The organism is Geomonas sp. RF6 (genome assembly GCF_021044625.1).
Taxonomy (GTDB): Bacteria; Desulfobacterota; Desulfuromonadia; order Geobacterales; family Geobacteraceae; genus RF6.
On sequence record NZ_CP087999.1, the window covers coordinates 3,297,932 to 3,320,196 of the forward strand.

The 22,265-nt window shown below is 62.1% G+C and carries 21 protein-coding genes; 12 read left to right on the top strand and 9 right to left on the bottom strand.

Annotated features, from left to right (window positions below):
• The first annotated feature begins 33 nt into the window (after nucleotides 1-33).
• Nucleotides 34-1,500, top strand: a complete 1,467-nt coding sequence (locus LPW11_RS14235) for a DUF512 domain-containing protein (protein WP_269145420.1) — start codon at nucleotides 34-36, stop codon at nucleotides 1,498-1,500.
• A 121-nt stretch (nucleotides 1,501-1,621) separates the two neighbouring features.
• Here the strand turns inward: LPW11_RS14235 and LPW11_RS14240 are convergent, their stop codons facing one another.
• The gene (locus LPW11_RS14240; protein ID WP_230994536.1) at nucleotides 1,622-2,719 is read right to left on the bottom strand and encodes an AAA family ATPase; all 1,098 of its coding nucleotides are present in this window, start codon (nucleotides 2,717-2,719) and stop codon (nucleotides 1,622-1,624) included.
• Nucleotides 2,720-2,986: 267 nt separating this feature from the next.
• Here LPW11_RS14240 and LPW11_RS14245 point away from each other — a divergent pair, with 267 nt between their 5' ends.
• Nucleotides 2,987-3,706, top strand: a complete 720-nt coding sequence (locus LPW11_RS14245) for a BON domain-containing protein (RefSeq protein WP_230994537.1) — start codon at nucleotides 2,987-2,989, stop codon at nucleotides 3,704-3,706.
• Between the two features lie 27 nt (nucleotides 3,707-3,733).
• Nucleotides 3,734-4,051 (top strand): ArsR family transcriptional regulator, encoded by a 318-nt coding sequence (locus LPW11_RS14250; protein WP_230994538.1) that lies wholly within the window; start codon nucleotides 3,734-3,736, stop codon nucleotides 4,049-4,051.
• 6 nt (nucleotides 4,052-4,057) lie between these two features.
• Here LPW11_RS14250 and LPW11_RS14255 read toward each other — a convergent pair whose 3' ends face one another.
• The 3 genes from LPW11_RS14255 to LPW11_RS14265 form a co-directional block, all read right to left on the bottom strand.
• The gene (locus tag LPW11_RS14255) at nucleotides 4,058-4,489 is read right to left on the bottom strand and encodes an archease (RefSeq protein WP_230994539.1); all 432 of its coding nucleotides are present in this window, start codon (nucleotides 4,487-4,489) and stop codon (nucleotides 4,058-4,060) included.
• 56 nt (nucleotides 4,490-4,545) lie between these two features.
• Nucleotides 4,546-6,003, bottom strand: a complete 1,458-nt coding sequence (locus LPW11_RS14260; RefSeq protein WP_230994540.1) for an RtcB family protein — start codon at nucleotides 6,001-6,003, stop codon at nucleotides 4,546-4,548.
• Nucleotides 6,004-6,171: 168 nt separating this feature from the next.
• Entirely contained in the window at nucleotides 6,172-6,375 is a 204-nt protein-coding gene (locus LPW11_RS14265; protein ID WP_230994541.1) for a GSU3473 family protein, read from the bottom strand.
• A 227-nt stretch (nucleotides 6,376-6,602) separates the two neighbouring features.
• Here LPW11_RS14265 and rpsA point away from each other — a divergent pair, with 227 nt between their 5' ends.
• Nucleotides 6,603-7,805 carry a 30S ribosomal protein S1 gene (gene rpsA, locus LPW11_RS14270; protein WP_230994542.1) on the top strand — a complete coding sequence of 401 codons (1,203 nt, stop codon included), beginning with the start codon at nucleotides 6,603-6,605 and terminating at the stop codon, nucleotides 7,803-7,805.
• 3 nt (nucleotides 7,806-7,808) lie between these two features.
• Complete coding sequence (locus LPW11_RS14275) at nucleotides 7,809-8,030, top strand: DUF3820 family protein (protein WP_230994543.1); 222 nt, start codon at nucleotides 7,809-7,811, stop codon at nucleotides 8,028-8,030.
• An 87-nt stretch (nucleotides 8,031-8,117) separates the two neighbouring features.
• On the opposite strand, the gene LPW11_RS14280 is transcribed toward LPW11_RS14275, so the two are convergent.
• Nucleotides 8,118-8,639 carry a BCAM0308 family protein gene (locus LPW11_RS14280; RefSeq protein WP_230994544.1) on the bottom strand — a complete coding sequence of 174 codons (522 nt, stop codon included), beginning with the start codon at nucleotides 8,637-8,639 and terminating at the stop codon, nucleotides 8,118-8,120.
• A gap of 734 nt (nucleotides 8,640-9,373) precedes the next feature.
• Between LPW11_RS14280 and LPW11_RS14285 the strand changes: the two genes are divergently transcribed.
• Nucleotides 9,374-10,027 (top strand): protein-L-isoaspartate(D-aspartate) O-methyltransferase, encoded by a 654-nt coding sequence (locus LPW11_RS14285; RefSeq protein WP_230994545.1) that lies wholly within the window; start codon nucleotides 9,374-9,376, stop codon nucleotides 10,025-10,027.
• Here LPW11_RS14285 and LPW11_RS14290 read toward each other — a convergent pair.
• The 4 genes from LPW11_RS14290 to eno all read right to left on the bottom strand — a co-directional run bounded on the left by LPW11_RS14290 (nucleotide 10,005) and on the right by eno (nucleotide 14,674).
• Entirely contained in the window at nucleotides 10,005-10,922 is a 918-nt protein-coding gene (locus tag LPW11_RS14290; protein ID WP_230994546.1) for a pseudouridine synthase, read from the bottom strand. The genes LPW11_RS14285 and LPW11_RS14290 overlap by 23 nt on opposite strands.
• A gap of 114 nt (nucleotides 10,923-11,036) precedes the next feature.
• On the bottom strand, nucleotides 11,037-11,201 hold the full coding sequence (locus LPW11_RS14295; protein ID WP_230994547.1) for a hypothetical protein: 165 nt from the start codon (nucleotides 11,199-11,201) through the stop codon (nucleotides 11,037-11,039).
• Nucleotides 11,202-11,542: 341 nt separating this feature from the next.
• Nucleotides 11,543-13,168, bottom strand: coding sequence for a methyl-accepting chemotaxis protein (locus LPW11_RS14300; protein WP_230994548.1), 1,626 nt, complete (start codon nucleotides 13,166-13,168; stop codon nucleotides 11,543-11,545).
• Between the two features lie 216 nt (nucleotides 13,169-13,384).
• Entirely contained in the window at nucleotides 13,385-14,674 is a 1,290-nt protein-coding gene (eno, locus tag LPW11_RS14305; RefSeq protein ID WP_230994549.1) for a phosphopyruvate hydratase, read from the bottom strand.
• A gap of 268 nt (nucleotides 14,675-14,942) precedes the next feature.
• Here eno and LPW11_RS14310 point away from each other — a divergent pair, with 268 nt between their 5' ends.
• From LPW11_RS14310 to prfB, 6 genes are all read left to right on the top strand, one after another.
• Nucleotides 14,943-17,312, top strand: a complete 2,370-nt coding sequence (locus LPW11_RS14310) for an HD family phosphohydrolase (RefSeq protein ID WP_230994550.1) — start codon at nucleotides 14,943-14,945, stop codon at nucleotides 17,310-17,312.
• The gene (gene ybeY, locus LPW11_RS14315) at nucleotides 17,299-17,664 is read left to right on the top strand and encodes an rRNA maturation RNase YbeY (RefSeq protein WP_230994551.1); all 366 of its coding nucleotides are present in this window, start codon (nucleotides 17,299-17,301) and stop codon (nucleotides 17,662-17,664) included. Before LPW11_RS14310 ends, ybeY begins: the two co-directional genes overlap by 14 nt.
• A 27-nt stretch (nucleotides 17,665-17,691) precedes the next feature.
• On the top strand, nucleotides 17,692-18,399 hold the full coding sequence (locus LPW11_RS14320) for a diacylglycerol kinase (RefSeq protein WP_230994552.1): 708 nt from the start codon (nucleotides 17,692-17,694) through the stop codon (nucleotides 18,397-18,399).
• A gap of 81 nt (nucleotides 18,400-18,480) precedes the next feature.
• On the top strand, nucleotides 18,481-19,332 hold the full coding sequence (locus LPW11_RS14325; RefSeq protein ID WP_230994553.1) for a hemolysin family protein: 852 nt from the start codon (nucleotides 18,481-18,483) through the stop codon (nucleotides 19,330-19,332).
• Entirely contained in the window at nucleotides 19,329-20,897 is a 1,569-nt protein-coding gene (gene lnt, locus LPW11_RS14330; protein ID WP_230994554.1) for an apolipoprotein N-acyltransferase, read from the top strand. Before LPW11_RS14325 ends, lnt begins: the two co-directional genes overlap by 4 nt.
• 15 nt (nucleotides 20,898-20,912) lie before the next feature.
• Nucleotides 20,913-22,029 (top strand): peptide chain release factor 2 gene (gene prfB, locus LPW11_RS14335; RefSeq protein ID WP_230994555.1). Its coding sequence is split into 2 segments (ribosomal slippage): nucleotides 20,913-20,981 and nucleotides 20,983-22,029, totalling 1,116 coding nucleotides; the frame shifts between segments, so codons are not numbered across the junction.
• Nucleotides 22,030-22,265: the final 236 nt, after the last annotated feature.

Here is a 22,265-nt window from a genome sequence, read left to right on the forward strand (position 1 = left end):
AAAAGTAACAAGAGTAGCCATGATACCCAAGGAATTGTTCCTCCCTATAGCCGGCTTCGCAGCCGGCTTTTCCCTTTTTATCTCCCGTTTTCTGCATCCGTTTCTTCAGAGTCGTTCGGTTTCAGCGTCTGGACCAGTGAGCGTCAGCCTGCTGTCCTGCTGCGTACCCGTCGTCACAAGAAGGAGGCCGTGATGCCCGGACTTATTATCGATGGCGTGATGCCGGGAAGTATAGCCGAGGAGCTGGAGATCGAGCCGGGCGACCGCCTTCTTGCCGTAAACGGGCACGAACTGCGCGACATCATCGATTACAACTTTTTCAGCGGTGACGACGAGCTCACGCTTCTCGTGGAGAAGGAAGACGGCGAAGAGTGGGAGCTCGAGATCGAGCGGGAAGAGGGGGAGCCTCTCGGCCTGATCTTTCGCGCTCCTCAGCCGGCCCGTTGCGGCAACAAGTGCGTCTTTTGCTTCGTGCACCAGCTTCCGAAGGGGCTGCGGGCGCCCCTTTACGTGAAGGATGAAGATTACCGGCTCTCCTTCCTGTACGGCAACTACGTGACGCTCGCCAACATAGACCGCTCAGATCTCGAAAGGATAAAGGAGCAGCGCCTCTCCCCTCTCTACGTCTCGGTGCACGCCACCAACCCGGGACTGCGGGAGGAGCTTCTGGGCAAAAAGGGGATCACCCCTATTCTCGAGGTAATGGAGGAGCTCGCCGCAGCGCGCATAGTCATGCACACGCAGGTCGTGCTCTGTCCCGGTGTGAACGACGGAGAGGCCTTCGCGAAAACGGTGGCCGACATGGCGAGGCTGCACCCGATGGTCGCTTCCCTCGCGGTGGTGCCGGTGGGGCTGACAGCACACCGCCAGAGGCTTCCAAGGTTGACCCCTGTGACGAAGGAGTATGCCGCCGCTTTTGTGGCGGAGTGGGGGGGGAAGAGTAGGGAACTCGCGCAGCAGCTGGGAGAGCCGTTCCTTTTTCTGGCAGACGAATTTTACGTGAAGGGGGAGCTCCCCTTCCCGCCGCTGGAGGAGTACGGTGACCTGCCGCAGATCGAGAACGGAGTGGGGATGATCCCGCTCTTTCTGGACGAGGCCGAAGAGGTGCTGGAGGATGCGGAACCTCTGCGCGCGATGCGTGTGACGGTGGTGACCGGCGAATCGCCATACCGTTATCTCGCCGACTTCCTGGAGAAACTCTCGGAAAAGACGGGGGTGACGATCGACCTGGTGGCGGTGAAGAATCTCCTCTTTGGCGGCGCCGTCACGGTCACCGGGCTCGTAAGCGGGAAGGACATCATCGCCTCCCTTGAGGGGCGGGAGCTGGGGGAAATGGTTCTCGTGCCTGACGTGATGCTGAAGGAAGGGGAAGGGGTATTCCTGGATGACGTCCCCGTCGAGGAACTGGAGACGGCGCTGAAGTCGAGGGTGGTGGTCGTGCCGTCCACGCCGCAGGGGATGTACGACGTCCTTCTGGACGAGGCGGATGCCCAGCCGTAACAGGCGCCTCCCTCGAAGACGCCAAAATACAAGACCTGACCCCGGGACCCCGGGGGCAGGTCTTGAATTATAAGGTTTCTCTCAACAAGGGTGGCTCGACACGGAAGTCGCCGAAAGTCTGCTACGGTCTCGTCATCGCATCGATGACTTCAAAATCGATCGACTGCTCCGCTGTGCTCTGGATCAGGTTGATCTTCTCCTGGTCATCCGCTGTGAGCTTGGAGACATGTTCCGACAGGGCGGAAAAGACTTCGGCGGAAGTCATCTCCACGCGTATGTACGGGATGTTGGAGTCGTCCAGTATCTTCTGGCTGATGGTGGAGATATTGGTATAGCCGGGAATCACGAGCCCGATCAGCTTTCTGCGATAGGCGGGGATATTGTACAGGGCTGAGGTGGTGACGATCAGCTCGTCGCGAGAGCTGGTGGAGATGAGGACGGTGGAGTCGCGCAGGGTGTCGATGACGCGCTGCGAGGAGGCGGCACCGAGCTGGATGTTGTGCACGATGCGGCTCCTCCCCCCCTGGTCGCCGTGCAACGGGCGCCCGAGGAGGTTCGCGAGATCCAGAAGGGTGGGGTTCGCAAGGATCGAGGAGTATGCGAGAGCGCCGGCGATCTGGTGTGGCTTTCCGTGAAAGGCCTTCTGCAGGTAGCCGAGCGCCGACTCCCTTTTCTCCGGCAGGAGCTTGTTCACCAGAACAAGCTTCACATCCGCCCCTTCCTGCGCAAAGAGTGCGGCGTTCAGCTGCACTGCGTCGACGACGCAGCCGATCCCGCCATTCGTCACCAGGATCACGGGGGCGTCCAGCGCCCTGGCGATCTGCGCGTTGTTCATCCCGATGACGCTTCCTACTCCGCCGTGCCCGGATCCCTCTATCACCAGGAAGTCGTTTTTCTTCTCGAGCTCGGCGCACGCCGCCTTGATACTCTCAAAAGGCATCGCCTGCCCGATCTTCCCGTCAAGAAAATCCCTCGTATAGGTTCTGTTCAAAACCACGGGAGACATGTGCCGCAGATCCTGTTTCAGCCCGTAGATCTCGGCAATGAGAGCTGCATCCTTGTCGACTGTCACGCCGTCAATGACTGAGAGCTTGGGACCTATGGGCTTGAGAAACCCGACCCGGGCATACTTTTTCCTGGCCAGGTGCATCAGACAGAGGCTGATGGTCGTCTTTCCACAGTGTTGGCCTGTAGCGGCAATGAATATTTTCCTGCACATTGCGAGCCTCTTTGAGTACGACAGTGTACCTGATGCGCCGCTAAAGTATACGCGTATGCCTTATCACGGGCAAGAGAGTATATGGCTCGTCTATGACTTTGTTTAGCCAACAAAAAGCCGGTTCTATGAGTGGAGCTACCGGTTCGACATGGGATATCTCCATGATACAATCTTACGCAGACAAAAGAGACGCCCGTTCCTGAGCCGGTCAGACCTGATTCTAAAGTAGATACTACCGCTTTTCCACATAAATCAGGAGGCGAGAAGATGCCAACAGACCAAGAGATCGTTGAAGCAGTCTACGCGGCGCTGGAGCGCTCCCCGCAGGTAAACCTGCACAGCTATCCTATGGAAGTCGCCTGCCGCGACGGTGTCGTCACCATTGCCGGCGAGGTGGAGGGGATCGCCGCGAAGAAGGTGGCACTGGAGGTCGCTGCCGCCTCTCCGGGGGCTTCCGGCGTCGTGGACCGGGTGCGGGTGGAGCCGGCGGAGCACATGGAGGACGGGGAGATCCGGACCCACATCTGCGATGCGCTCCTGGAGGAGCCCGCTTTCGACGAGTACTCCGTGAAGGCGATGGTGAAGGGGGAGTGGGAACCGGTGCGGGTCACGAAGGGGGAGTACTTCTTCGAGGTCGAGGTAAACCAGGGTGTGCTGGTGCTGAACGGAAAGGTCCAGAGCATCTCCCACAAGCGTCTCGCGGGGGTGCTCGCCTGGTGGGTTCCCGGAAGCCGCGACGTGGTGAACGGGCTGGAGATTTATCCCCCGATGTCGGACAGCGACGACGAGATAGTCGATGCGGTGCTCCTGGTTCTTGAGAAGGACCCCTTCGTCAATGCATCGCAGATCCGGATCAGCTGCCGCAACGCGATAGTGACCCTCGACGGGACGGTTGCCTTGGAGCGCGGGCGCGACGTCGCCGAGGCGGATGCCTGGTATGTCTTTGCGGTGAACGGCGTGGTCAACAATCTGGTGGTAACCGGCTGATGCCGGGTAGCCAATGGAGTGTGAAAGATGAAGAGAAGGGGCGCTCTCCCCTTTGTCCCCGCGGGGCGGGGGGAGACGCTGCGCCGGGAGATGGTCTCCCTGCTGAGGGAGGATGAGCCGCAGAGCGCGCGGGAGATTTCCCAGCGGCTCGGGATCAGGGAGTCGGAAGTGCTCACCCATCTGGAGCACGTCCGGCTCGCCTTCCGCAATTCCCTCGTCGTCTCTCCCGCTTCGTGCATGAAGTGCGGCTTCGTCTTCAGCAAGAGGGACCGCCTGAAAGGACCGGGGCGCTGCCCGGTCTGCCGCGATGAGCACATAGCCGAGCCCCGCTTTTCCCTTCGCTAGCCCGACCTATACGTCCAGAACGACCGTCGCCTTCCACCCCTCCGGCGTCTGCGTCACCGAAAATCGGTGCAGCGTCACGGCCTTCACGTCCGTTTCCATCCTGTGCCGTTCCCCGTCGAGTGTCTCCCCCCGCAGTTCCCCCCGCATCAGAAGGTGGTCTCCGCTCTGGCTTATCTTGATCTCCGAGGGAAGCAGGAGGAGCCTGCGGGCATCCTTGTAGAAAAGGAGCTCGTTCAGGAAGTCGAAGAGGAGCATCTCCGCGCTTTGCTGCTCCATTTCGACCTGCATCGTCTCCGCCTCCCGGATGGAGCCGAGCTCCCCCACCATGACCTGCATCGTCGCCTGCGCGGCGCTGGAGAAGAGCTCCTCGATGGTGGCGCCGGTCGCCTCGAAGGCGATATCGGCAACGGCTATGTCTCCCAGGTATTTGAAGGACATGGTTCACTCCTGTCGTATCAATGAAGAAGGGGGCACGTCGCCCCCTTCACTTTCCGCTACCCCTTGATGTTGCCGATCGGCACGAGCCGCGCGACGCGCCTGCTGAGCCCCGCAAGCTCCGTCGTTTCCACCACCTCGTCGATGTTCTTGTAGGCGGCGCCCGCCTCCTCGGCGAGTCCACCGAATGAATCAGTGCGAACGTAGATGCCGCGGGCCTCCATCTCCCGCTGCAACTTGTCGCCGCGGTAGTTCTTCTTCGCCTGGTGCCTGCTCATGGTGCGGCCGCTGCCGTGGGCGGTGGTGAAGAAGGCATCTGCGCCGCTCTCCATCCCGGCGAGGAGGTAGGAGCCCGTCTCCATGCTCCCCCCGATGATGACCGGCTGCCCCGTCTCCCGGTAGCACTCGGGGATCCCCGCGCTCCCAGGCCCGAAGGCGCGCGTCGATCCTTTCCGGTGCACCAGGAGCTCCTTCTGCTTTCCGTCCACCATGTGCCGCTCGAGTTTCGCGGTGTTGTGGGCCACGTCGTAGATCATGCGCATCCCCAGGTCGAAGGGGTCGCGGTGGAAGAGCTCTGAGAAGACCTCCCTGATCCGGTGCAGGATAACTTGCCTGTTGGCAAAGGCCATGTTCACCGCGCACTTCATGGCACTGAAGTACGCCTGCCCCTCGGGAGAGTTGAACGGCGCGCAGGCGAGCTCGCGATCGACGATGCGGATCCCGTACTTGCGCTCCATGACGGAGAGAAAGACCTTCAGGTAGTCGGTGGCCACCTGGTGCCCGAACCCCCTGGATCCGCAGTGAAACATGATGACGACCTGGTTCGGGATGTTCAGCCCGAAGGACTCCGCGAGCCCCTGGTGGAAGACGTTCTCCGGCTTCACGACCTGGATCTCGCAGTAGTGGTTGCCGCTTCCGAGGGTGCCGAGCTGGTTGTAGCCGCGCTCCACCGCCTTGTCGCTCACGTCGGCGGCGCGGGCGCCGGAGAAGCACCCGCCTTCCTCGGTCATCTCCAGGTCCTCTGCGGTGGCAAAGCCGTGCTCCAGGCACCAGCGCGACCCCTGCTCCATGACGGCGCGGAAATCACCCTGCTTGAGCCGCACGAAACCGTGGCAGCCGACCCCGGTGGGGATTCTCGCGAAGAGGCGGTCGACGAGCTGGCGCAGGCGGGGCTGCACCTCGTCGAAGGTGAGATTGGTGAGGACGAGCCGCATCCCGCAATTTATGTCGAAGCCTATTCCGCCGGGGGAGATGACGCCGCGGTGCGGGTCCATCGCGGCCATCCCGCCGATCGGAAAGCCGTACCCCCAGTGTCCGTCCGGCATGCAGTAGGCGTATCTCACGATGCCGGGGAGGGAGGCGACATTGCTGACCTGGTCGAACACCCCCGCGTCCATTTCCTTAAGGAGCTTTTCGGTGGCAAAGATGCGCGCCGGTACCTGCATCCCTTCCTTGTGGGAGACCGGAAGCTCCCATACCGTTTCCGAGATCCTCTTCAATGCCGCTGGAAGATTCATTACTTCCCCCTGCTGCTATGGTGCTGAAAAGTGGAGTTCCACCGCTACATGGTATCATAGAATCCCCTGCTCCAAAGGGGGTATCGGAGGCGGGATGGGGGGGGGAGGCCCCCGGGGTCCGGAGGCTCATGGTATGGAGGGGGCGCTACGGGAGGAAGCGCGCCTTCTTCACCTTTTGCGGGGGGTACTCTTTCGCTGCAGGATCTTCTTCCTTTGCCGCGGCGGCGGGGCCTCCTGCGAGTCGTGCTCCAGCTTGCACCAGTCGCCGGACCGGTCGAAGCCCTGGATGCATCCGTTGTCGATCAGGTAGTCGAGGTGGTAGTCGTTTATCACGTCATAGGTGAAGTCGTCGTAGCAGACAAGAACCCCCATGCTCTCCTCCTTTGTTGCGGGAATCGTTTAGTCGTTTGTGCGATACTACTTTTATCGGCTTATTCCTCACCGTTCTTTAAGGAAAAGGAGGGCGTGCCGGGCTTCAGCCTGGGAAGAGGTCCCTTTTCCCGCGTCTCCTTTTGCGGCGAAAGCGCTGTTGACAAGGGGACGGGGTCACCTGTATGCTCCGTTGATTGCCCGAATCTACTATGTAAAGAGGTAACGCAATGGATCACGATCACGATCATTCGGAAGAGTTGGAAAACGGCGAAGAGAGTTTTGCAGATCTTTTCGAGCGCAGCCAGAAAGATATGGGGCGTCTCGAGCCGGGGAGCCAGGTGGAGGCGACTGTCCTGAAGATCACCAGGGAATGGATCTTCCTCGACACCGGCAGGAAAGGTGAGGGTGTCCTCGACATCAAGGAACTCACCGACCCGGACGGGAACGTCACCGTCAATGTCGGCGACAAGATCAACGCCTGGTTCGTGTCGTCCCGCAAAAACGAGATGCGCTTCACCACGAAGCTCGGCGGGAAGTCCGCGGGCAACTCCCAGCTCCAGGAAGCATACGCCGTCGGGATCCCCGTGGAGGGCGTCATCGAGAAGGAAGTAAAGGGTGGCTTCGAGGTGCGCTTAGGGTCCAGCCGCGCCTTCTGCCCCTTCTCGCAGGTCGGGCTGAAGAGGGTGGAAAACAGCGCCGAGCTCATCGGGAAGCACCTTCCCTTCCGCATCACGGAGTACAGCGAGAACGGCCGCAACATCCTCGTGTCGCACCGCGCCCTCCTCGAAGAGGAGCAGCGCCAGCAGCGCGAGGCGCTGAAAGAGACACTGAAGGCGGGGGACAGGGTGAAAGGTACCGTCACCTCCCTGCGCGACTTCGGCGCCTTCGTCTCCATCGGTGCCGTCGAAGGACTCCTGCCGATCTCCGAGGTCTCCTGGTCCCGTGTCGGGGACGTAAGCGAGGTCCTCTCCGTGGGGCAGGAAATCGAGGTCGTGGTGAAGTCGATCGACTGGGAGAAACAGAGGATCTCCTTCTCCCTGAAGGAGACCCTGGCAGATCCGTGGGAGCAGGCTGCCACCACCTTCCAGGTCGGTTCGTACCGCAACGGGCGCGTCGCCCGCCTGACCCCCTTCGGCGCATTCGTGACGCTCGGTGAGGGGATCGACGGTCTCATCCACATCTCCAAGCTCGGGGGAGGGAAGCGCATCACCCACCCGAAAGAGGTCTTGAGCGAAGGGCAGGAAGTGGAGGTGAAGATCGAAGGGGTGGACCAGGAGCAGAAGCGGATCTCCCTTTCCCTCGCATCGATCAGCCGGGCAGAGCAGGAGCAGGCGGACACGCTGGAGGCGTACCGCGCCGGTGCCGCCCAGGCCCCGAAAGGTATGGGGACTCTCGGCGACATCCTGAAGGCGAAGCTGAAGAAGGGGTAGGGGATGCAGGAGATCTTTCCGGACCGAAAAAACCTGCTGAAGCTGGCCCGGACCCGCATGCCGTTCGGACGGTACTCCGGATCGCTCCTCATCGACCTGCCGGAGCCGTATCTTGTGTGGTTCAGGCAGGAGGGGTTCCCGCAAGGGGAACTCGGCGAGATGCTGCAATGCGTGTACGAGATAAAGGTGAACGGCCTTGAGTATCTATTCAAGCCGCTCCGCTGAGAGAAGTTGCTGCAAAACTAATAAAGCCCTCCCGGGAAACCGGGGGGGCTTTTTGCTGCGCCACGCTTCGCTGCCGAATGGTGCAGACTAGCGCATCCACTCCACGCGTACCAGGTTGTTGTCGCGGTTCCACTTGTAGTGCAACTCGCCGCTCTGGGATTTGTACACTTCACGCCCGAGCTTCTGGGCGAGCTTTTCCTCGGTCGTGGTCACGGTGATACCCTCGGCATCCTCCGTTATATCCATGATTCTGCCGAGAGGATTCTTGGTGCGCGAGGTCGCCTCCGTGTGGCGCAGGGTGTTCATGATTTCTTCCTTGTGATCCTGCAGATAGGAGCCGGAAAGGTGCACTACGCCGGCAGGTGTGTGGTCGTGCATCCTCTTGCAAGCCGGGCAAAGGATCTTTACGCCGCTCGTCTCAACCTTCTCCAGGGTCCACCGTTTGCTTTTGTACGTCATGCCGCACTCTCTGCATGAGGTGCCGTCGCTCAGTCCTTCCTTCGGTACATACACGTCGGTGCTGCGAGCAGCCCGCCTTCCTTTTTCCTCCACACCTTCACGAAGCACAGACTTGAACTTGTTCTTTTCGTGGTTGACGGTTCGTGCCATGGGACACCTCCGGTGAATTTTTCCTATGCATATTACAAGTATAGCACCGATGCCGGTGCCGGAGACCCTCTTCTCCAGAGAGGAGCTCCCGTCAACGACGGGGACTCGTCCCCTCCGGGTGGAGCACAAAAAGAAAAAGGCCCGACAGTACTTCGTCGGACCTTTTCCGGGGGTTGGCGTTCGAATGGGATGCTTTTTTCTTATCCGTCGGTAGATGCGAGTGGGAGATCCGGGCGATTACTCAATCCGGTCTTTTCGCACCCCCTTTTTCAAGCGGTGGATACGCCTGGCGGATGAGACTATAAGCTTTCAACTATATCCCTGAACGCCAAGTTAACGCTCCGGGATGTCGTAGCACTGTAAGAGCCCACTGTCCTTTTGTAAAGCATGGTTCGGGAAAACGCTTCAGGCTCCGTTCTTTTGAACGTTTGCTCACCACGTCTGCACCCGTACTTCTTTGCAAGAGTATCGACAGGTTCCTCGGTTTAGTACTTACGCGCATTCCAGAGCTTTCGTTTCAAAGAGCTTCTTTTGATTTTATTGTATGCTTCCGTTTTGGAATCGTCAATAATTTCGAAAGGGCTCCTTGATACTGTTTTCATTCGGTTTTAAAGGAGCAACTCATCCATAACTTCATGCTAGACCCTCCGCAGGAAAAAATCAACATTTCTTGGAGGGGGAGATTTTACGGTGACGATGGTAAAATTATATAGTGTTTATGGGGGGATAAGGAGATGTTCCAGAAAAGGGATCTGTCGGCCAAGAAGGAACTGATGATAGTGCAGCATCTGGTGGCGCGCGGCATCAGGGACGAGGCGGTGCTGCGGGCGATGCGGGAAGTGCCGAGGGAGGCGTTTGTCGCCGAGGGGATGGAGGCCTTCGCCTACGAGGACTCCCCGCTCCCCATACAGGAGGGGCAGACGATCTCGCAGCCGTACATCGTGGCTTTCATGACCGAGGCGCTGGAGCTTTCCCCGAGCGACCGTGTGCTGGAGATAGGGACCGGCTCCGGGTACGCCGCCGCGATCCTCAGCCGGGTTGTGGGGGAGGTCCACACGGTGGAGCGGATCGGCTTTCTGGCGCAGCAGGCGGCGGTGCGGCTGCGCGAACATCACTTCGACAACGTGATCGTGCACGAGGGTGATGGCACCCTCGGATGGCCGGAGGCTGCGCCGTACGACGCGGTCGTGGTGACGGCGGGCGCCCCTGAGGTGCCGGAGTCGCTGATGCGCCAGCTCGCGCTGAACGGGAGGCTGGTGATCCCGGTGGGGGACGCCCAGCATTACCAGACGCTGGTGCGGGTGCGCCGCGAGACGGAGACGAGGTTTTTGCGGGAGGAGCTTTGCGCGGTGCGCTTTGTCCCTCTTATCGGGAGGGAGGGGTGGTAGCGCGCGGCGCGACCCTCTCCAGCGCCTCCATAAGGTGCGCCGGGTCTGCCGGGAGAAGCTCGCAACAGAGCGTCACCAGTGCCGCCGGAAGCGGTGCCAGTATTTCCAGCCCTTCCGTTGTCGCGGGGTGGGTGAGGGTGGTCTTCAGGGAATGGAGGGCGTGCCCGGTGAAGCCGGAGAGGGCCCTCCCGCCGTAGCGCTTGTCCCCGAGAATCGGGTGCTTCACGAGCTTGAAGTGCTGCCGTATCTGGTGCATCCTCCCTGTCACGGGGTAGACCGCCAGAAGAGCCACATCTTCCCCCTGCAGCAGACGCAGATAACGGGTCTGCGACTCCTTTCCGTCCAGCGGGGCGTCGATGACGTCCTCCTCCTTCACACTCCCTTCCACGAGGGCGAGATAGAGTTTCCCCAGACCCTCTTCCTTCACCATCCTGCCGAACATCCCTGCTGCGACTGCGTTCTTGGCCATGATGATGGCGCCCGAAGTCCCCTTGTCGAGACGGTTTACCGGCCTAAGCTTTCCGGGTGCACCGTCCCGCTCGGCCAGAAACCGTTCGCCCGCCTCCACGAGGTTCGGCTCGCTGGAGTCCTCCGTGCGGTGCACCGAGAGCCCCGGAGCCTTGTTGAAGGAGACGATCCAGGTGTCCTCGAAGAGGATTTCCAAGGGCGGGGTCCGTGTGGCCAGGAAGGCAGCGGTCTTCGCGCTCTCCTTCAGCGTCACCACGTCGCCTGAGCGCACGGTATATGCCGCGTCAGCCGGTGCGCCGTTGATCTTCAGGTGCCCGGCGGTGAGGAGCTTCTTGAGGTAGGAGTGGGGAGCCTTCGGCAGCAGGTTGCGCAGAAAGGAGTCGGCCCTGCGGAAATGGTCTTTCGTCTCGATCTGATAGGTAAGCATGGCAGGGAGTATACTCTCATGAAAGAGGGGGCGCAAGGTATGTTTCGACGAGTGCCGTCCCTTTCCCTCCTCCGCGAAAAGGGGAGGGAAGGGGCGCGGGAGTGGAAGCGCCGGCTACAGCTTTACATCGCCGCCGTCGCCCAGATAGTCTATGTCGGGGAGCAGGACGATGTCGCAGACACGCCCGGGGTCCTTCGCCTTGGCGCCGCAGATGCCGCACTTTACCGTCGGCTCGACAGCGAGCTGGTGGACGAGCTCCTTCTCGCTGGTGCATGCCATAGTCTTATGTCCTCCCTTGGCGGGAACGTTCACATTCCTCTTCAAGTATAGTGGGAAAAGGGGGGCAATACACGGAGGTTTGTGCTGGCCGCGGCGGTGCGGGGGGGAAGTCACTCCTACCTCGTTCCCAAGGTCCACCTTGGGAACGCACTTGTGTGCCAAGCTCCAGCTTTGCCTCCGCGTCAGCGGTTACATGAAGCAGGGTGGGGAGGCGGAGCCTCCCGGGCAAGCGCGTTCCCAAGCTGGAGCTTGGGAACGAGTGGTCTGGTTCTTTTCCGGTGGCCACAAAAAAAGGCGCGTCCCTTCCGGGCGCGCCTTTCTGAGTCGCCAATCGATCCGCCTCAGACCTTGAACTGCCCCACCAGCTGCTGCAGCTCTTCGCTCAGGCGGGAGAGCTGGTTTGCCGCGAGTGCCGATTCCTGCGCGCCCTGCGCCGTCTGCTGCACCCCGTCGGTGATCTGGTGCACGTTGGTGGAGATCTCGGTGCTGGTGGTGGTCTGCTGCTCCGCGGCAGTGGCGATCTGGCTCACCTGGGTGCTCACCGAGCCGACCTGCTCCAGTATTTCCTGGATCGCCGCTCCTGATTTGGCCGCTTCGTTCGTTCCTTCCTCCACCTGCTGCACCCCCTGCTCCATAGCTGCCACGGCGCCCTTCGTCTCCGTCTGGATCGCCTTGATCATCTCCCCGATCTCCCGCGTCGCCTTCGTGGTCCGCTCGGCAAGAGCCCGCACCTCGTCCGCTACCACCGCAAAGCCGCGCCCCTGCTCCCCGGCGCGGGCCGCCTCGATCGCGGCGTTGAGGGCGAGGAGGTTCGTCTGGTCCGCGATGTCCTCGATCGTCCCGATTATCGTGCCGATCTGGTCGCTGCGGGCGCCGAGACTCTCGACGGTCTGCGCAGTTTCGCGCACCGTCGCCGCAATCCGCCCCATTACCTCCACAGTCTTGTCCATGACAAATGACCCCCTCTGCGCCGCTTCGTTCGCCTGCTGCGCCCCTTCGGCCGCCATCTGGCAGTTCTGTGCGATCTCGGCGGCGGTGGTTGCCATCTCCTCGCCGGCCGTGGCGACAGTACCTGTTTGCCCGGCAACGACCTCTATGCCGGTCGCCATCTGCTCGGAGGTGGAGTAAAGGGTGCTTGCGGCGTTGGCGACCTCCCGAGTCGTCTGCGACACCCGGGTGATGGTGCCGTGCAAGGTCTCCAGGAAGGTGTTGAAGGCGGAGATCGCCTCTCCCAGTTCGTCCTGCCGTGACATTGTGATCGAGCGGGTCAGGTCCCCCTCGCCGGAGCTCATCTCCTTGAAGACGCGCACCATCTCCGCGATCGGCGCGGTTATGCTCCTGGTTATGAGGGCGCCGACGGCGCATGCGACAACTATCGCGATAACTACAACGGCGAGTACGGCATTCCTGGCGTTGGCGTACGAATCCTCAGACTGGCGGAAGGAGAGCTCGGCCTGCTCTTTCTGGTACGCGGACATCTCCTCGAACGCCTTGGCGACCGCGGCGTTGCGGCGGGCTCCCTCATCCTGGAGGAGTTGCAGGGCCTCCTCCCCCTTTCCTGCCCCGGCGAGTTGCACCGCCCTGTCGTTCGCTGCTGCCGCAGGGTGCAGCGCGGTGCGCATCTTCTGCAGGAGCTCGATCCCCTTCGGCCGCTTCTCCCCGCTCTCCAGCGCCTTCAGCGCCTCGCGGTACTTCGCCCGCGCCCCCTGTACCTTTTCCCGTTCGCGCAGCTGCGCCAGGTGGTCCGGCGCCTTCACGGCGGCATCCACGCTCCTCAGTACGTTTTGCAGCTGCGCCATGGCGTCGCTTGCGGCCGCGACCCTGAGTGCGCTCGCCCTGACCGCGGTGCTCCCCGACTTCTGCACCGTCGCCAGCGCCGAGAGACATACCAGCGCCATGACCGCCAGGAGCAGTACCATCCCTCCGAATCCTGCAGCCAGCCTGAAACCTATACTCGCCTTTTTCATGTGACGATCCTCCCGCAGAGCGTTGACGAATTGCCGATAGTACAGATATCGGCAGAGCCGGAAGATTCTTAAGGTGAATTAATGATGCTGATGATTAGAAAATGGAGCTGCGGATGAAGAAGCCAAAAAGGGGGGACGGGGAAAGCGGTGCAGCGGGGGAGGGGGTGCTATGATGTGCGGGAGCCCCCGGTGAACGGGGCTCCCGCGATGGAAAAGCTACTTCTTCAGGTTGTAGAAAACGTCTTTCCCTCTGAAGACTGCGACCTCGTCCAGCTCGTCTTCGATGCGCAGCAGCTGGTTGTATTTGCAGACGCGGTCGGTGCGGCACAGGGAGCCGGTCTTGATCTGCCCGGAGTTGACGGCAACTGCGAGGTCGGCGAGGGTGGTGTCCTCGGTCTCCCCGGAGCGGTGCGAGATGACGGTGGTGTATCCGGCGCGCTTCGCCATCTCGATGGCGTCGAGGGTCTCGGTGAGGGTGCCGACCTGGTTGAACTTGATGAGGATGGAGTTGGCGATCCCTTTCTCGATCCCTTCCTTCAGGATCTTCGGGTTGGTGACGAAGAGGTCGTCCCCCACCAGCTGGACCCTCTTGCCGAGGCGGTCGGTGAGCTTCTTCCACCCTTCCCAGTCATTCTCCGCCATGCCGTCCTCGATGGAGACGATCGGGTACTTGTTCACCAGGTTCTCGTAGAAGTCGATGAGCTCGTCCGCGGTCTTTCTCGGCTGTGGCTCGTTCTCGAGGATGTACGCGCCGTCCTTGTACAGCTCGGAGGAGGCGACGTCGAGCGCGAGGAGTACGTCCTCCCCCGGCTTGTACCCCGCCCTGGAGATCGCCTCCACGATGACCTCGAGCGCTTCCTCGTTCGATTTCAGGTTCGGTGCGAAGCCACCTTCGTCGCCGACCGCGGTGTTGTACCCCTTACCTTTGAGTACCGCTTTAAGGGCGTGGAAGATCTCAGCACCCATCCTCAGCGCCTCCTTGAAGCTTTCGGCGCCGGCGGGCATGATCATGAACTCCTGGATGTCCACGTTGTTGTCGGCGTGGGCGCCGCCATTTATGATGTTCATCATCGGCAGCGGCAGCTCCTTCGCGTTCACGCCGCCGAGGTACTGGTACAGGGGGACGCCGACTTCTTCAGCGGCAGCCTTCGCCACGGCAAGGGATACGCCGAGGATGGCGTTCGCGCCGAGCTTGCTCTTGAATTCCGTTCCGTCCAGTGCCAGCATCCGGGCGTCGATCCCCGCTTGGTCGGTGGCGTCCATCCCGCTGATCTCGTCGGAGATGATGTCGTTCACGTTGTTGACGGCCTGCTGCACACCTTTGCCGAGGTAGCGCCCCTTGTCGCCGTCACGCAGTTCTAACGCTTCGCGCTCTCCCGTGGAAGCTCCGGAGGGGACGGCCGCCCTCCCCATGACGCCGGAATCAAGAAACACTTCCACTTCCAGGGTCGGGTTGCCTCTGGAATCAAGGATTTCCCTCGCGTACACGTCGGTTATCTGGCTCATTCTTCCCCTCCTTGGATATGAATAGTTAACGGGCAGCGCGTGCCCGTGTAGGAAACTGAGGATATATAGCACATTTTTTGCCAAATGAAAGCTTTATCGGTAAGGTTTCCTTAACGAGTAACGCCACGGGCGCAGGTCCCGTGACGGGGCGCACCCCGGCATTGTCATTGGTTTCCGTTGACAGTTCTTCCCGAAAAGGACTATATTCTGCTCTTGTTTGCCCAATCTCCCAGCTACTGGTTAAATCCAGGGGAAACCATATACTCTAATGCCCACCGAAAGCGGCGATAAACAAAAAAAACAAAAGAGCCCGCTTCTGAGGGTATGCGGCACCTGTCTCGATTCGATGGCGGCAGGTCTCTCCGCTGAGAGGAACCAGAAACGGACCCGCGTCCTGCTTCTCTTCTTCACCGCCGCATTCCTCGCCCTCCTCATCATTCCCAGCCCGCATTTCATGGCAGTGAGCTACCGGGAAGGGGACATTGCCACCTCCGATATCCGTGCGACGCAAGACTACCTCATCGAGGACATGCTCCTCACCGAGAAGAAGCGTGCCGAGGCGGAGGGTGCGGCTCCCTACGTGTACACCCTCGACGCCAACGCCGCGCTGGAGGTGCCGCGCCGCCTCGAGAAGGCGTTTGCGCAGGTGCAGGGGGGGGCGGGGCGCGACGTCGTCTCGAAGACCCTCGGGGTGGAACTGCGCGACCGTGAATTCCTCTCCTTGGCCCGGGTGAAGGAGCAGCGCGCCTTCCTCTCGGCGGTGAGCCAGAACCTCGCGCCCCTCTACCGGCAGCGCATCGTGGCGGACAGCGAGGACTTCGCGAAGGACCGCACCCACGGCATCCTCGTCATGAGCGCCGGAAGCAGGCAGGAACTCGCCGGAGGGGACTACTCCTCCGTCATCGGGGTTGCCGAGGCGAGAAAGGAGCTCTCCAGGGCACGGCTCCTGAACGCCGGAGCCAATCCGCGGGAGCTGGAGATCCTGAAGGGGGTCGTGGTGCGGATGATCACCCCGAGCCTGACGCTGGACCGTGACCGCACCGACGAAAAGAAGGTTGAGGCGCGCGATGCGGTGCGCCCGGTCCTTTTCAAGATGCAGCGCGGCGAGATGATCGTCAGGGTAGGGGAGCGGATCTCCTCGGAGCAGGCGCTGAAGCTGGAAAAGATATTCACCTCCCGCTCATATTCGCCGCTGGTGACCTGGATCGGCATCTTCGGGCTCGTCCTCGTCCTGAGTTACCTCCCGTACCGCTTCGCGCGGAAAAATATCAGGAAATTCAACCCCTCCAACAAGGACCTCCTCTTTCTGGCGGTCCTCAGCATGGCGAACTTTGCGGCGCTGAAGTTCGCCTTCGCCGTCTCCACGGTCCTCGGCGGGCTCTTCCCTGCGGTGGAGACCGCGGGATATTTCTACCTCTTCCCTTTCGCCGCGAGTGTCATCCTCGTGCGCATCATCATCAACTCGGAGGTCGCGCTCGTCTACTGCGCGGTGACCGCCCCTCTCATCGGGATCATGTTCAACGGCAGCGTGCAGGTCGTCGTGTACGCGCTTCTTGGGGGGATCGTCGGGGCCCACGGCGTGCGCCAGTGCAAGGAGCGCGGCACGATCTACACCGCGGGGCTGAAGGTGAGCGTGGTGAACGTGGCGGTGGCGCTCTGCTTCAACATCTACGGCGAGACCCCCATCTCCATGCAGGCGGTGTACTGCGTCGTCTTCGCCTTCGCCGGCGGCATCCTGAATGCCCTTTACGTCTCCGGGATGGTGCCGCTCGTGGAGACGGTCTTCCAGTACACCACCGACGTGAAGCTCCTCGAGCTCTCGAACCTCAACTCGCCGCTCCTGCGCGAGCTCATGGTGCGCGCTCCGGGGACGTACCACCACTCCATGCTGGTGGGAAGCCTCGTGGAGGCGGGGGCCGAGGCGATCAACGCGAACCCGCTTCTGGCCCGCGTCGCCGCCTATTACCACGATGTTGGGAAGCTGAAAAAGCCGCTGTACTTCATCGAGAACATTCGCGCCGGCGACAACAAGCACGACAAGCTCTCCCCGAGCATGAGCGCCCTCATCCTCATCTCCCATGTGAAGGAAGGGGTGGAGCTCGCCCGGGAAAACAGGCTCGGCCTCCCCATCATCGACATCATCCGGCAGTCGCACGGCACCTCCCTCATCTCCTACTTCTACAAGAAGGCGAAGGGGCTGGAACACCCGGGGGCGCCGAGCTCGGTGGAGGAGCGTGACTTCCGCTACCCCGGGCCGAAGCCGCAGACCCGCGAGGCGGGGCTCGTGCTTCTCGCCGACTGCGTGGAGGCCGCCTCCCGCACCCTCACCGACCCGACGCCGGCGCGCATCCAGGGGATGGTGCAAAAGATCATCAACAACATCTTCATCGACGGCCAGCTCGACGAGTGCGAGCTGACGCTGAAGAACCTGCACGAGATCGCGAAGAGTTTCAACCAGATACTTGCCGGGATCTACCACCACCGGATCGACTATCCGGAGCCTGCCTACAAGGAGAAGTCAGTTGCCAAGAAGCCCGCAGAGGATCACGATAGCGAACCGGCAAAGGCGGAGGCCGGTGCCGTCGAGCCAGTTGCGAAAGGTGGCACAGAGGATATTAAGCGCCTTGGGATGTCCTGACGCGGAGCTCTCCGTGACCCTCACCGGGGACCGGGGGATCCGCATCCTGAACCGCGAGTACCTCGGCCGGGACAAGACCACCAACGTGATCTCCTTTGCCATGCAGGAAGGTGAGTTCGGCGCCGTGAACCCGGACGTGCTCGGGGACGTGATCATCTGCGTCGACACCGCCGCCCGCGAGGCGGAGGAGGCCGACGAGAGCTTCTTTGGGCGCGTCGCCTTTCTCCTTTTGCACGGCATCCTGCACATCACCGGCTACGACCATGAGCGAAGCGGCGAGGCGGAGGCCGCCAGGATGGAGGAGGCGGAGGCCCGCATCTTCGGGATACTGAAGGAGGAAGGGCTTGTCTAGTCCGCTGGCGGCACAGGAGAGGGGACGGTGAAGCCGACCCGCTTCATAGACTCGGTGAATTGCGCCATCGAGGGGATCCTCTACGCCGCGCGGACGCAGAAGCACATGCGCAAGCACTTCCTGACCGCGCTGGTGGTGCTCCTGGCCGCCCTTTTCCTGAAGGTCAGCGTCGCCGAGTTCACACTCCTTGCCCTCTCCGTCTCCTTCGTCCTCTTTGCCGAGCTGCTGAACACGGCGGTGGAGGTGGCGGTGGACATGATCTCGCCGGAGTACCACCCGATGGCGAAGATCGCCAAGGATGTGGCGGCCGGAGCGGTCCTCGTCGCCTCTTTCGGGACGGCGGTGACAGGGTACCTGATACTTTCGCGGTACATCTTTCCGATCTACAAGAGGTTTCTCGTCATGCTAGGACCGAGCTCCGACATCGCCACGCTCGTGGCGGTAATCCTCGTGCTGATCGCGGTGATCATCATGAAGGCGGTCACCGGGAAGGGGGAGCCGCTGAGAGGGGGGGTGCCGAGCGGGCACGCCGCGGTCGCCTTTTCCATCGCGACCGCCGTCTCCCTGAACACCGAGGACCCGCTGATATCCCTTCTGAGCATCACGCTCGCGGTGATGGTGAGCCATTCCCGCCTCCTTCTGAACATCCACACCCTTCGGGAGGTGGTGTTCGGGGCGGCCACCGGGACGACCCTCACCCTCGCGGTGATCTTTCTTTTCCGCGCGGTGGAGTAACCGGAAGAACAATTCGCAGTCGGAGACACCGGCCGACCGCCTGAAAGGGGGGCGGACCGGAGATCTCGTCAGGAGAAAAGGTTGGAAGAGGAGACAGGTAAAAAGGGGCAAGGGCTCATCGAGGCGCTGGGGAGGTTTCTCTCCGGGAAGAGGCGCTTCACGGAGGCCGAGTTTCAGGAGATGATCGACGCCGGTGAAGAGGAGGGGGTCCTCAACGAGGAGGAGAACGCCATGATCCGCTCCATCCTCACCCTCGGCGACACCGTCGTGCGGGAGATCATGCTTTCGCGCACCGAGATGGCCTGCGTCTCGGTGGAGGCGGGGATCGGCGAGGCGATAGAGGCGATAAACGCCTGCGGCCACTCGCGCCTCCCGGTGTACCAGGGGACGGTGGACAACGTCGTCGGGATCCTCTATGCGAAGGACCTCCTGCGCTACTGGGGGGATTCCACGCTCGAGCTCAGAAAGATCATGCGCTCCCCCTTCTTCGTCCCGGAGACGAAAAACCTGGAGGAGCTCCTGCACGACTTCAAGAAAAAGCGGGTGCACCTCGCCGTCGTCATCGACGAGTACGGCGGCACCTCCGGCCTCGTGACCATCGAGGATCTCCTGGAGCAGATCGTGGGGGACATCCAGGACGAGTACGACCTGGAGGAGGAGCGCCTCGTCCAGGAGTCGGAGAGCGCGGCCGTCGTCGACGGGCGCCTCCCCATAGAGGAACTGGAGGAGCACTTCGACGTCACGGTGGAGCGGGAGAAATTCGAGACGGTGGGTGGGCTCATCTTTCACCTTACCGGGCGCATTCCGGACGTCGGCGAGGTCGTGCAATGCGGCGTGCTGACCCTCACCGTGCTGGAGGCGGACGACCGCCGCATCGCCAAGGTGCGCATCGAGAAGCGCCCGGAGGCCGGTGAGGAGACGGAGTCCGCGTGAGCCAGCTGCGTTTCCCATCTTTCCCGGCGTCGCGGGGGTATCTCCTCGCGGCGGGAAGCGGGCTTGCCCTGGCGCTCTCCTTCCCGAGCCCCGGTCTTTCGCTCCTGGCGTGGTGCGCATTCGTCCCCCTCTTTGTGGCGGCGCGCGGCGCCTCTCCGGGAGGAGCCTTCCGCCTCGGGTTTGCCGGGGGCGTGGTCGCCTACGCGGGAATCCTCTACTGGCTGAACATCGTAATGGTCACCTACGGCAAGCTCCCCGCCGCCGTGAGCGTCGTCCTCTACCTCGTCCTTTGCTGCTACCTCGCCCTCTACCCGGCAACGGTCCTTTTCCTGACGCGCAAGTGGGAAGTCAGGGGGGTCTCCCCCCTCCTCTCCTTTCCGGTGCTGTGGGTCGCGGGTGAGCTCATCCGCTCCTACCTCCTCACCGGCTTCCCCTGGGCGAGCCTCGGCTACTCGCAGTACCGCACCCTGCCGCTGATCCAGATCAGCGATCTTGCGGGGGTGTACGGCGTGAGCTTTCTGCTCGCCTTCGCGAACGTGGTCCTGTACCAGGTGTGGCGCTTCTTCGCCGCGAAGGAGCGCTACCCGGTGCGCGGGATCGTGGTGCTGATCGTCCTTCTCGGGGGGACGCTCGCCTACGGCATCAGCGCGCTCAATCGCGCCGAAGGGGGGAACCCGCAGAGGGTCCTCCTGGTGCAGGGGAATATTCCGCAGGACGTGAAGTGGAACCCGGCGTTCCAGGAGACGACGGTTGCCACCTACGAGAGACTTTCCCGCAACGGCTACCATCTCCCGGGGACGCTGGTGGTGTGGCCGGAGAGCGCGCTCCCCTTCTTTTTCCAGAGCGACCTCGCCTACGCCGGGAGAGTTCGGGCGCTGGCGACGCAGCTGCAGAGCGCCCTCCTGGTCGGCAGCCCCGCCTATGAAGGGGACGGCGAACGGGTCCGCTACCTGAACAGCGCCTTCCTGATCTCCCGGGAGGGTGAGGTCGTGGGGCGCAGCGACAAGATGCACCTCGTCCCCTTCGGGGAGTACGTGCCGCTGGCCCAGCTCCTCCCCTTCGTGAGCAAGATGGTGGTGGGGATCGGGGACTTCACAGCTGGCGAAAAGGCGGTGCCGCTGCAGACGGGGGGGGGGAAGGTGGGGGTGCTCGTCTGCTTCGAGGGGATCTTCCCGGAGGTCTCCCGCGCCTATGTCGCGGCGGGAGCCCACATGCTGGTGAACATCACCAACGACGCCTGGTTCGGGAAGTCGAGCGCGCCGTACCAGCACCTGAGCATGACCGTCTTTCGCGCGGTGGAGAACCGGGTGCCGCTGGTGCGCGCCGCGAACACCGGCATCTCCTGTATCATCGACAGCAAGGGGCACATCCGCGGTGTGACAGACCTCTTCCAGGAAGCGACCCTCTCGGGAAGCGTCCGCCTGGGGACGGGGGAGAGCACCTACACCCGCATCGGGGACGTCTTTGCCTATGCCTGCCTCGTCCTCTCCGGCGCCCTCGGCGTCAGGACATGGAGGCGCAGGGAGTCCCCGCTTCAGACCGATCCGGCTGGTGCGACAGAATAAAAAAGAGGAGCAACGATGTTCAGAGAAGAAGTGGCAAAGATGGAAGGTCTCGCAGAGCGCATTACCAAGCTCCGGGGGTCTCTTTGACGTAGATCGCAAGCGGGAGGAGATCCAGGAGCTCGAGGAGAAGATGCTCGCCCCGAACTTCTGGGACGACGCCGATGGCGCCCAGAAGATCCTGAAGGCGCGCACCGCGCTGGAGAAGGACGTCTCCGAGTACGAGCGGCTGAGCCGCGAACTGGAGGAGGTGCGCGCCGTCGTCGAGCTCGGCAGCGAAGCGCAGGACGAGGAGCTCCTCGCCGAGGCGAATGCGCTGAACGCGGCGCTGGAGGGGGGAGTGGCCCAGGCGGAGTTCCGCAAGATGCTCTCCGGGACCCACGACGCAAGCTCCGCGTTCGTCTCCATAAATGCGGGGGCAGGCGGCACCGAGAGCCAGGACTGGGCCGAGATGCTCTTGCGCATGTATCTGCGTTACTGCGAGAAGAAGAGGTGGAAGACCGAGATCACCGACTTCCAGGCCGGCGACGAAGCGGGGGTGAAAGGGGTGACCTTCGCGGTAACCGGCGAATTCGCCTACGGCTATCTGAAGGCGGAAGCGGGGATCCACCGCCTGGTGCGCATCTCCCCCTTCGACAGCAACGCGCGTCGGCATACCTCTTTTGCCTCGGTATTCGTTTTCCCGGTGATCGAGGAGGGGGAGATCGACATAAAGATCGCCGACAGCGACCTGCGCGTCGACACCTACCGCTCCAGCGGCGCCGGCGGGCAGCACGTCAACACCACCGACTCCGCGATCAGGATCACCCACATCCCCACCGGGATCGTGGTGGCCTGCCAGAGCGAGCGCAGCCAGCACATGAACAAGGCGACCGCGCTGAAGGTGCTCCGCTCGAAGCTGTACGAGATGGAACTGCGCGAGCGCGAGTCGAAGGCGAGCGAGATCGCGGGGGAAAAGAAGGAAATCGGCTGGGGGAGCCAGATCCGCTCCTACGTCCTCCACCCGTACAAGATGGTGAAGGACCTGCGCACCGGGGTGGAAAGCGGCAACCCCGACGCGGTCCTGGACGGCGACCTGGAGGATTTCGTCATCGCCTTCCTGATGGGGGTCCGCAGAGAGACCGCGGATATTTGAGCTTTGTCCGGAGATTCCGGGTAAGCGACTTGTATCGCAATGAAGGAAAATGGCCTCTGTTCCTCTAGCAGAGCAGGAGCTCAGGCGTCCCCTCCCTTTCAAGGGGAGGGACAGGGTGGGGATGGGGTAGAGGCTGGTACGTGCTGCCCCCCATCCCCCTCCTGTCCTCCCCCTTGAAAGGGGAGGAACGCGCTGCCAACGGCGTAGTTCTCATCCATCTCCTCCCCGAATTCCCG

Excerpts from the sequence above, each read along its gene's own strand:
- LPW11_RS14290 (WP_230994546.1), bottom strand. The coding sequence starts at position 10,922 with ATGCTTACCTATCAGATCGAGACGAAAGACCATTTCCGCAGGGCCGAC.
- LPW11_RS14260 (WP_230994540.1), bottom strand. The coding sequence starts at position 6,003 with ATGAATCTTCCAGCGGCATTGAAGAGGATCTCGGAAACGGTATGGGAG.
- eno (WP_230994549.1), bottom strand. The coding sequence starts at position 14,674 with ATGAGCCAGATAACCGACGTGTACGCGAGGGAAATCCTTGATTCCAGA.
- LPW11_RS14310 (WP_230994550.1), top strand. The coding sequence starts at position 14,943 with ATGCCCACCGAAAGCGGCGATAAACAAAAAAAACAAAAGAGCCCGCTT.
- LPW11_RS14240 (WP_230994536.1), bottom strand. The coding sequence starts at position 2,719 with ATGTGCAGGAAAATATTCATTGCCGCTACAGGCCAACACTGTGGAAAG.
- LPW11_RS14295 (WP_230994547.1), bottom strand. The coding sequence starts at position 11,201 with ATGGCATGCACCAGCGAGAAGGAGCTCGTCCACCAGCTCGCTGTCGAG.
- LPW11_RS14250 (WP_230994538.1), top strand. The coding sequence starts at position 3,734 with ATGAAGAGAAGGGGCGCTCTCCCCTTTGTCCCCGCGGGGCGGGGGGAG.
- LPW11_RS14280 (WP_230994544.1), bottom strand. The coding sequence starts at position 8,639 with ATGGCACGAACCGTCAACCACGAAAAGAACAAGTTCAAGTCTGTGCTT.
- LPW11_RS14275 (WP_230994543.1), top strand. The coding sequence starts at position 7,809 with ATGCAGGAGATCTTTCCGGACCGAAAAAACCTGCTGAAGCTGGCCCGG.
- rpsA (WP_230994542.1), top strand. The coding sequence starts at position 6,603 with ATGGATCACGATCACGATCATTCGGAAGAGTTGGAAAACGGCGAAGAG.
- LPW11_RS14265 (WP_230994541.1), bottom strand. The coding sequence starts at position 6,375 with ATGGGGGTTCTTGTCTGCTACGACGACTTCACCTATGACGTGATAAAC.
- LPW11_RS14285 (WP_230994545.1), top strand. The coding sequence starts at position 9,374 with ATGTTCCAGAAAAGGGATCTGTCGGCCAAGAAGGAACTGATGATAGTG.
- LPW11_RS14300 (WP_230994548.1), bottom strand. The coding sequence starts at position 13,168 with ATGAAAAAGGCGAGTATAGGTTTCAGGCTGGCTGCAGGATTCGGAGGG.
- LPW11_RS14245 (WP_230994537.1), top strand. The coding sequence starts at position 2,987 with ATGCCAACAGACCAAGAGATCGTTGAAGCAGTCTACGCGGCGCTGGAG.
- LPW11_RS14255 (WP_230994539.1), bottom strand. The coding sequence starts at position 4,489 with ATGTCCTTCAAATACCTGGGAGACATAGCCGTTGCCGATATCGCCTTC.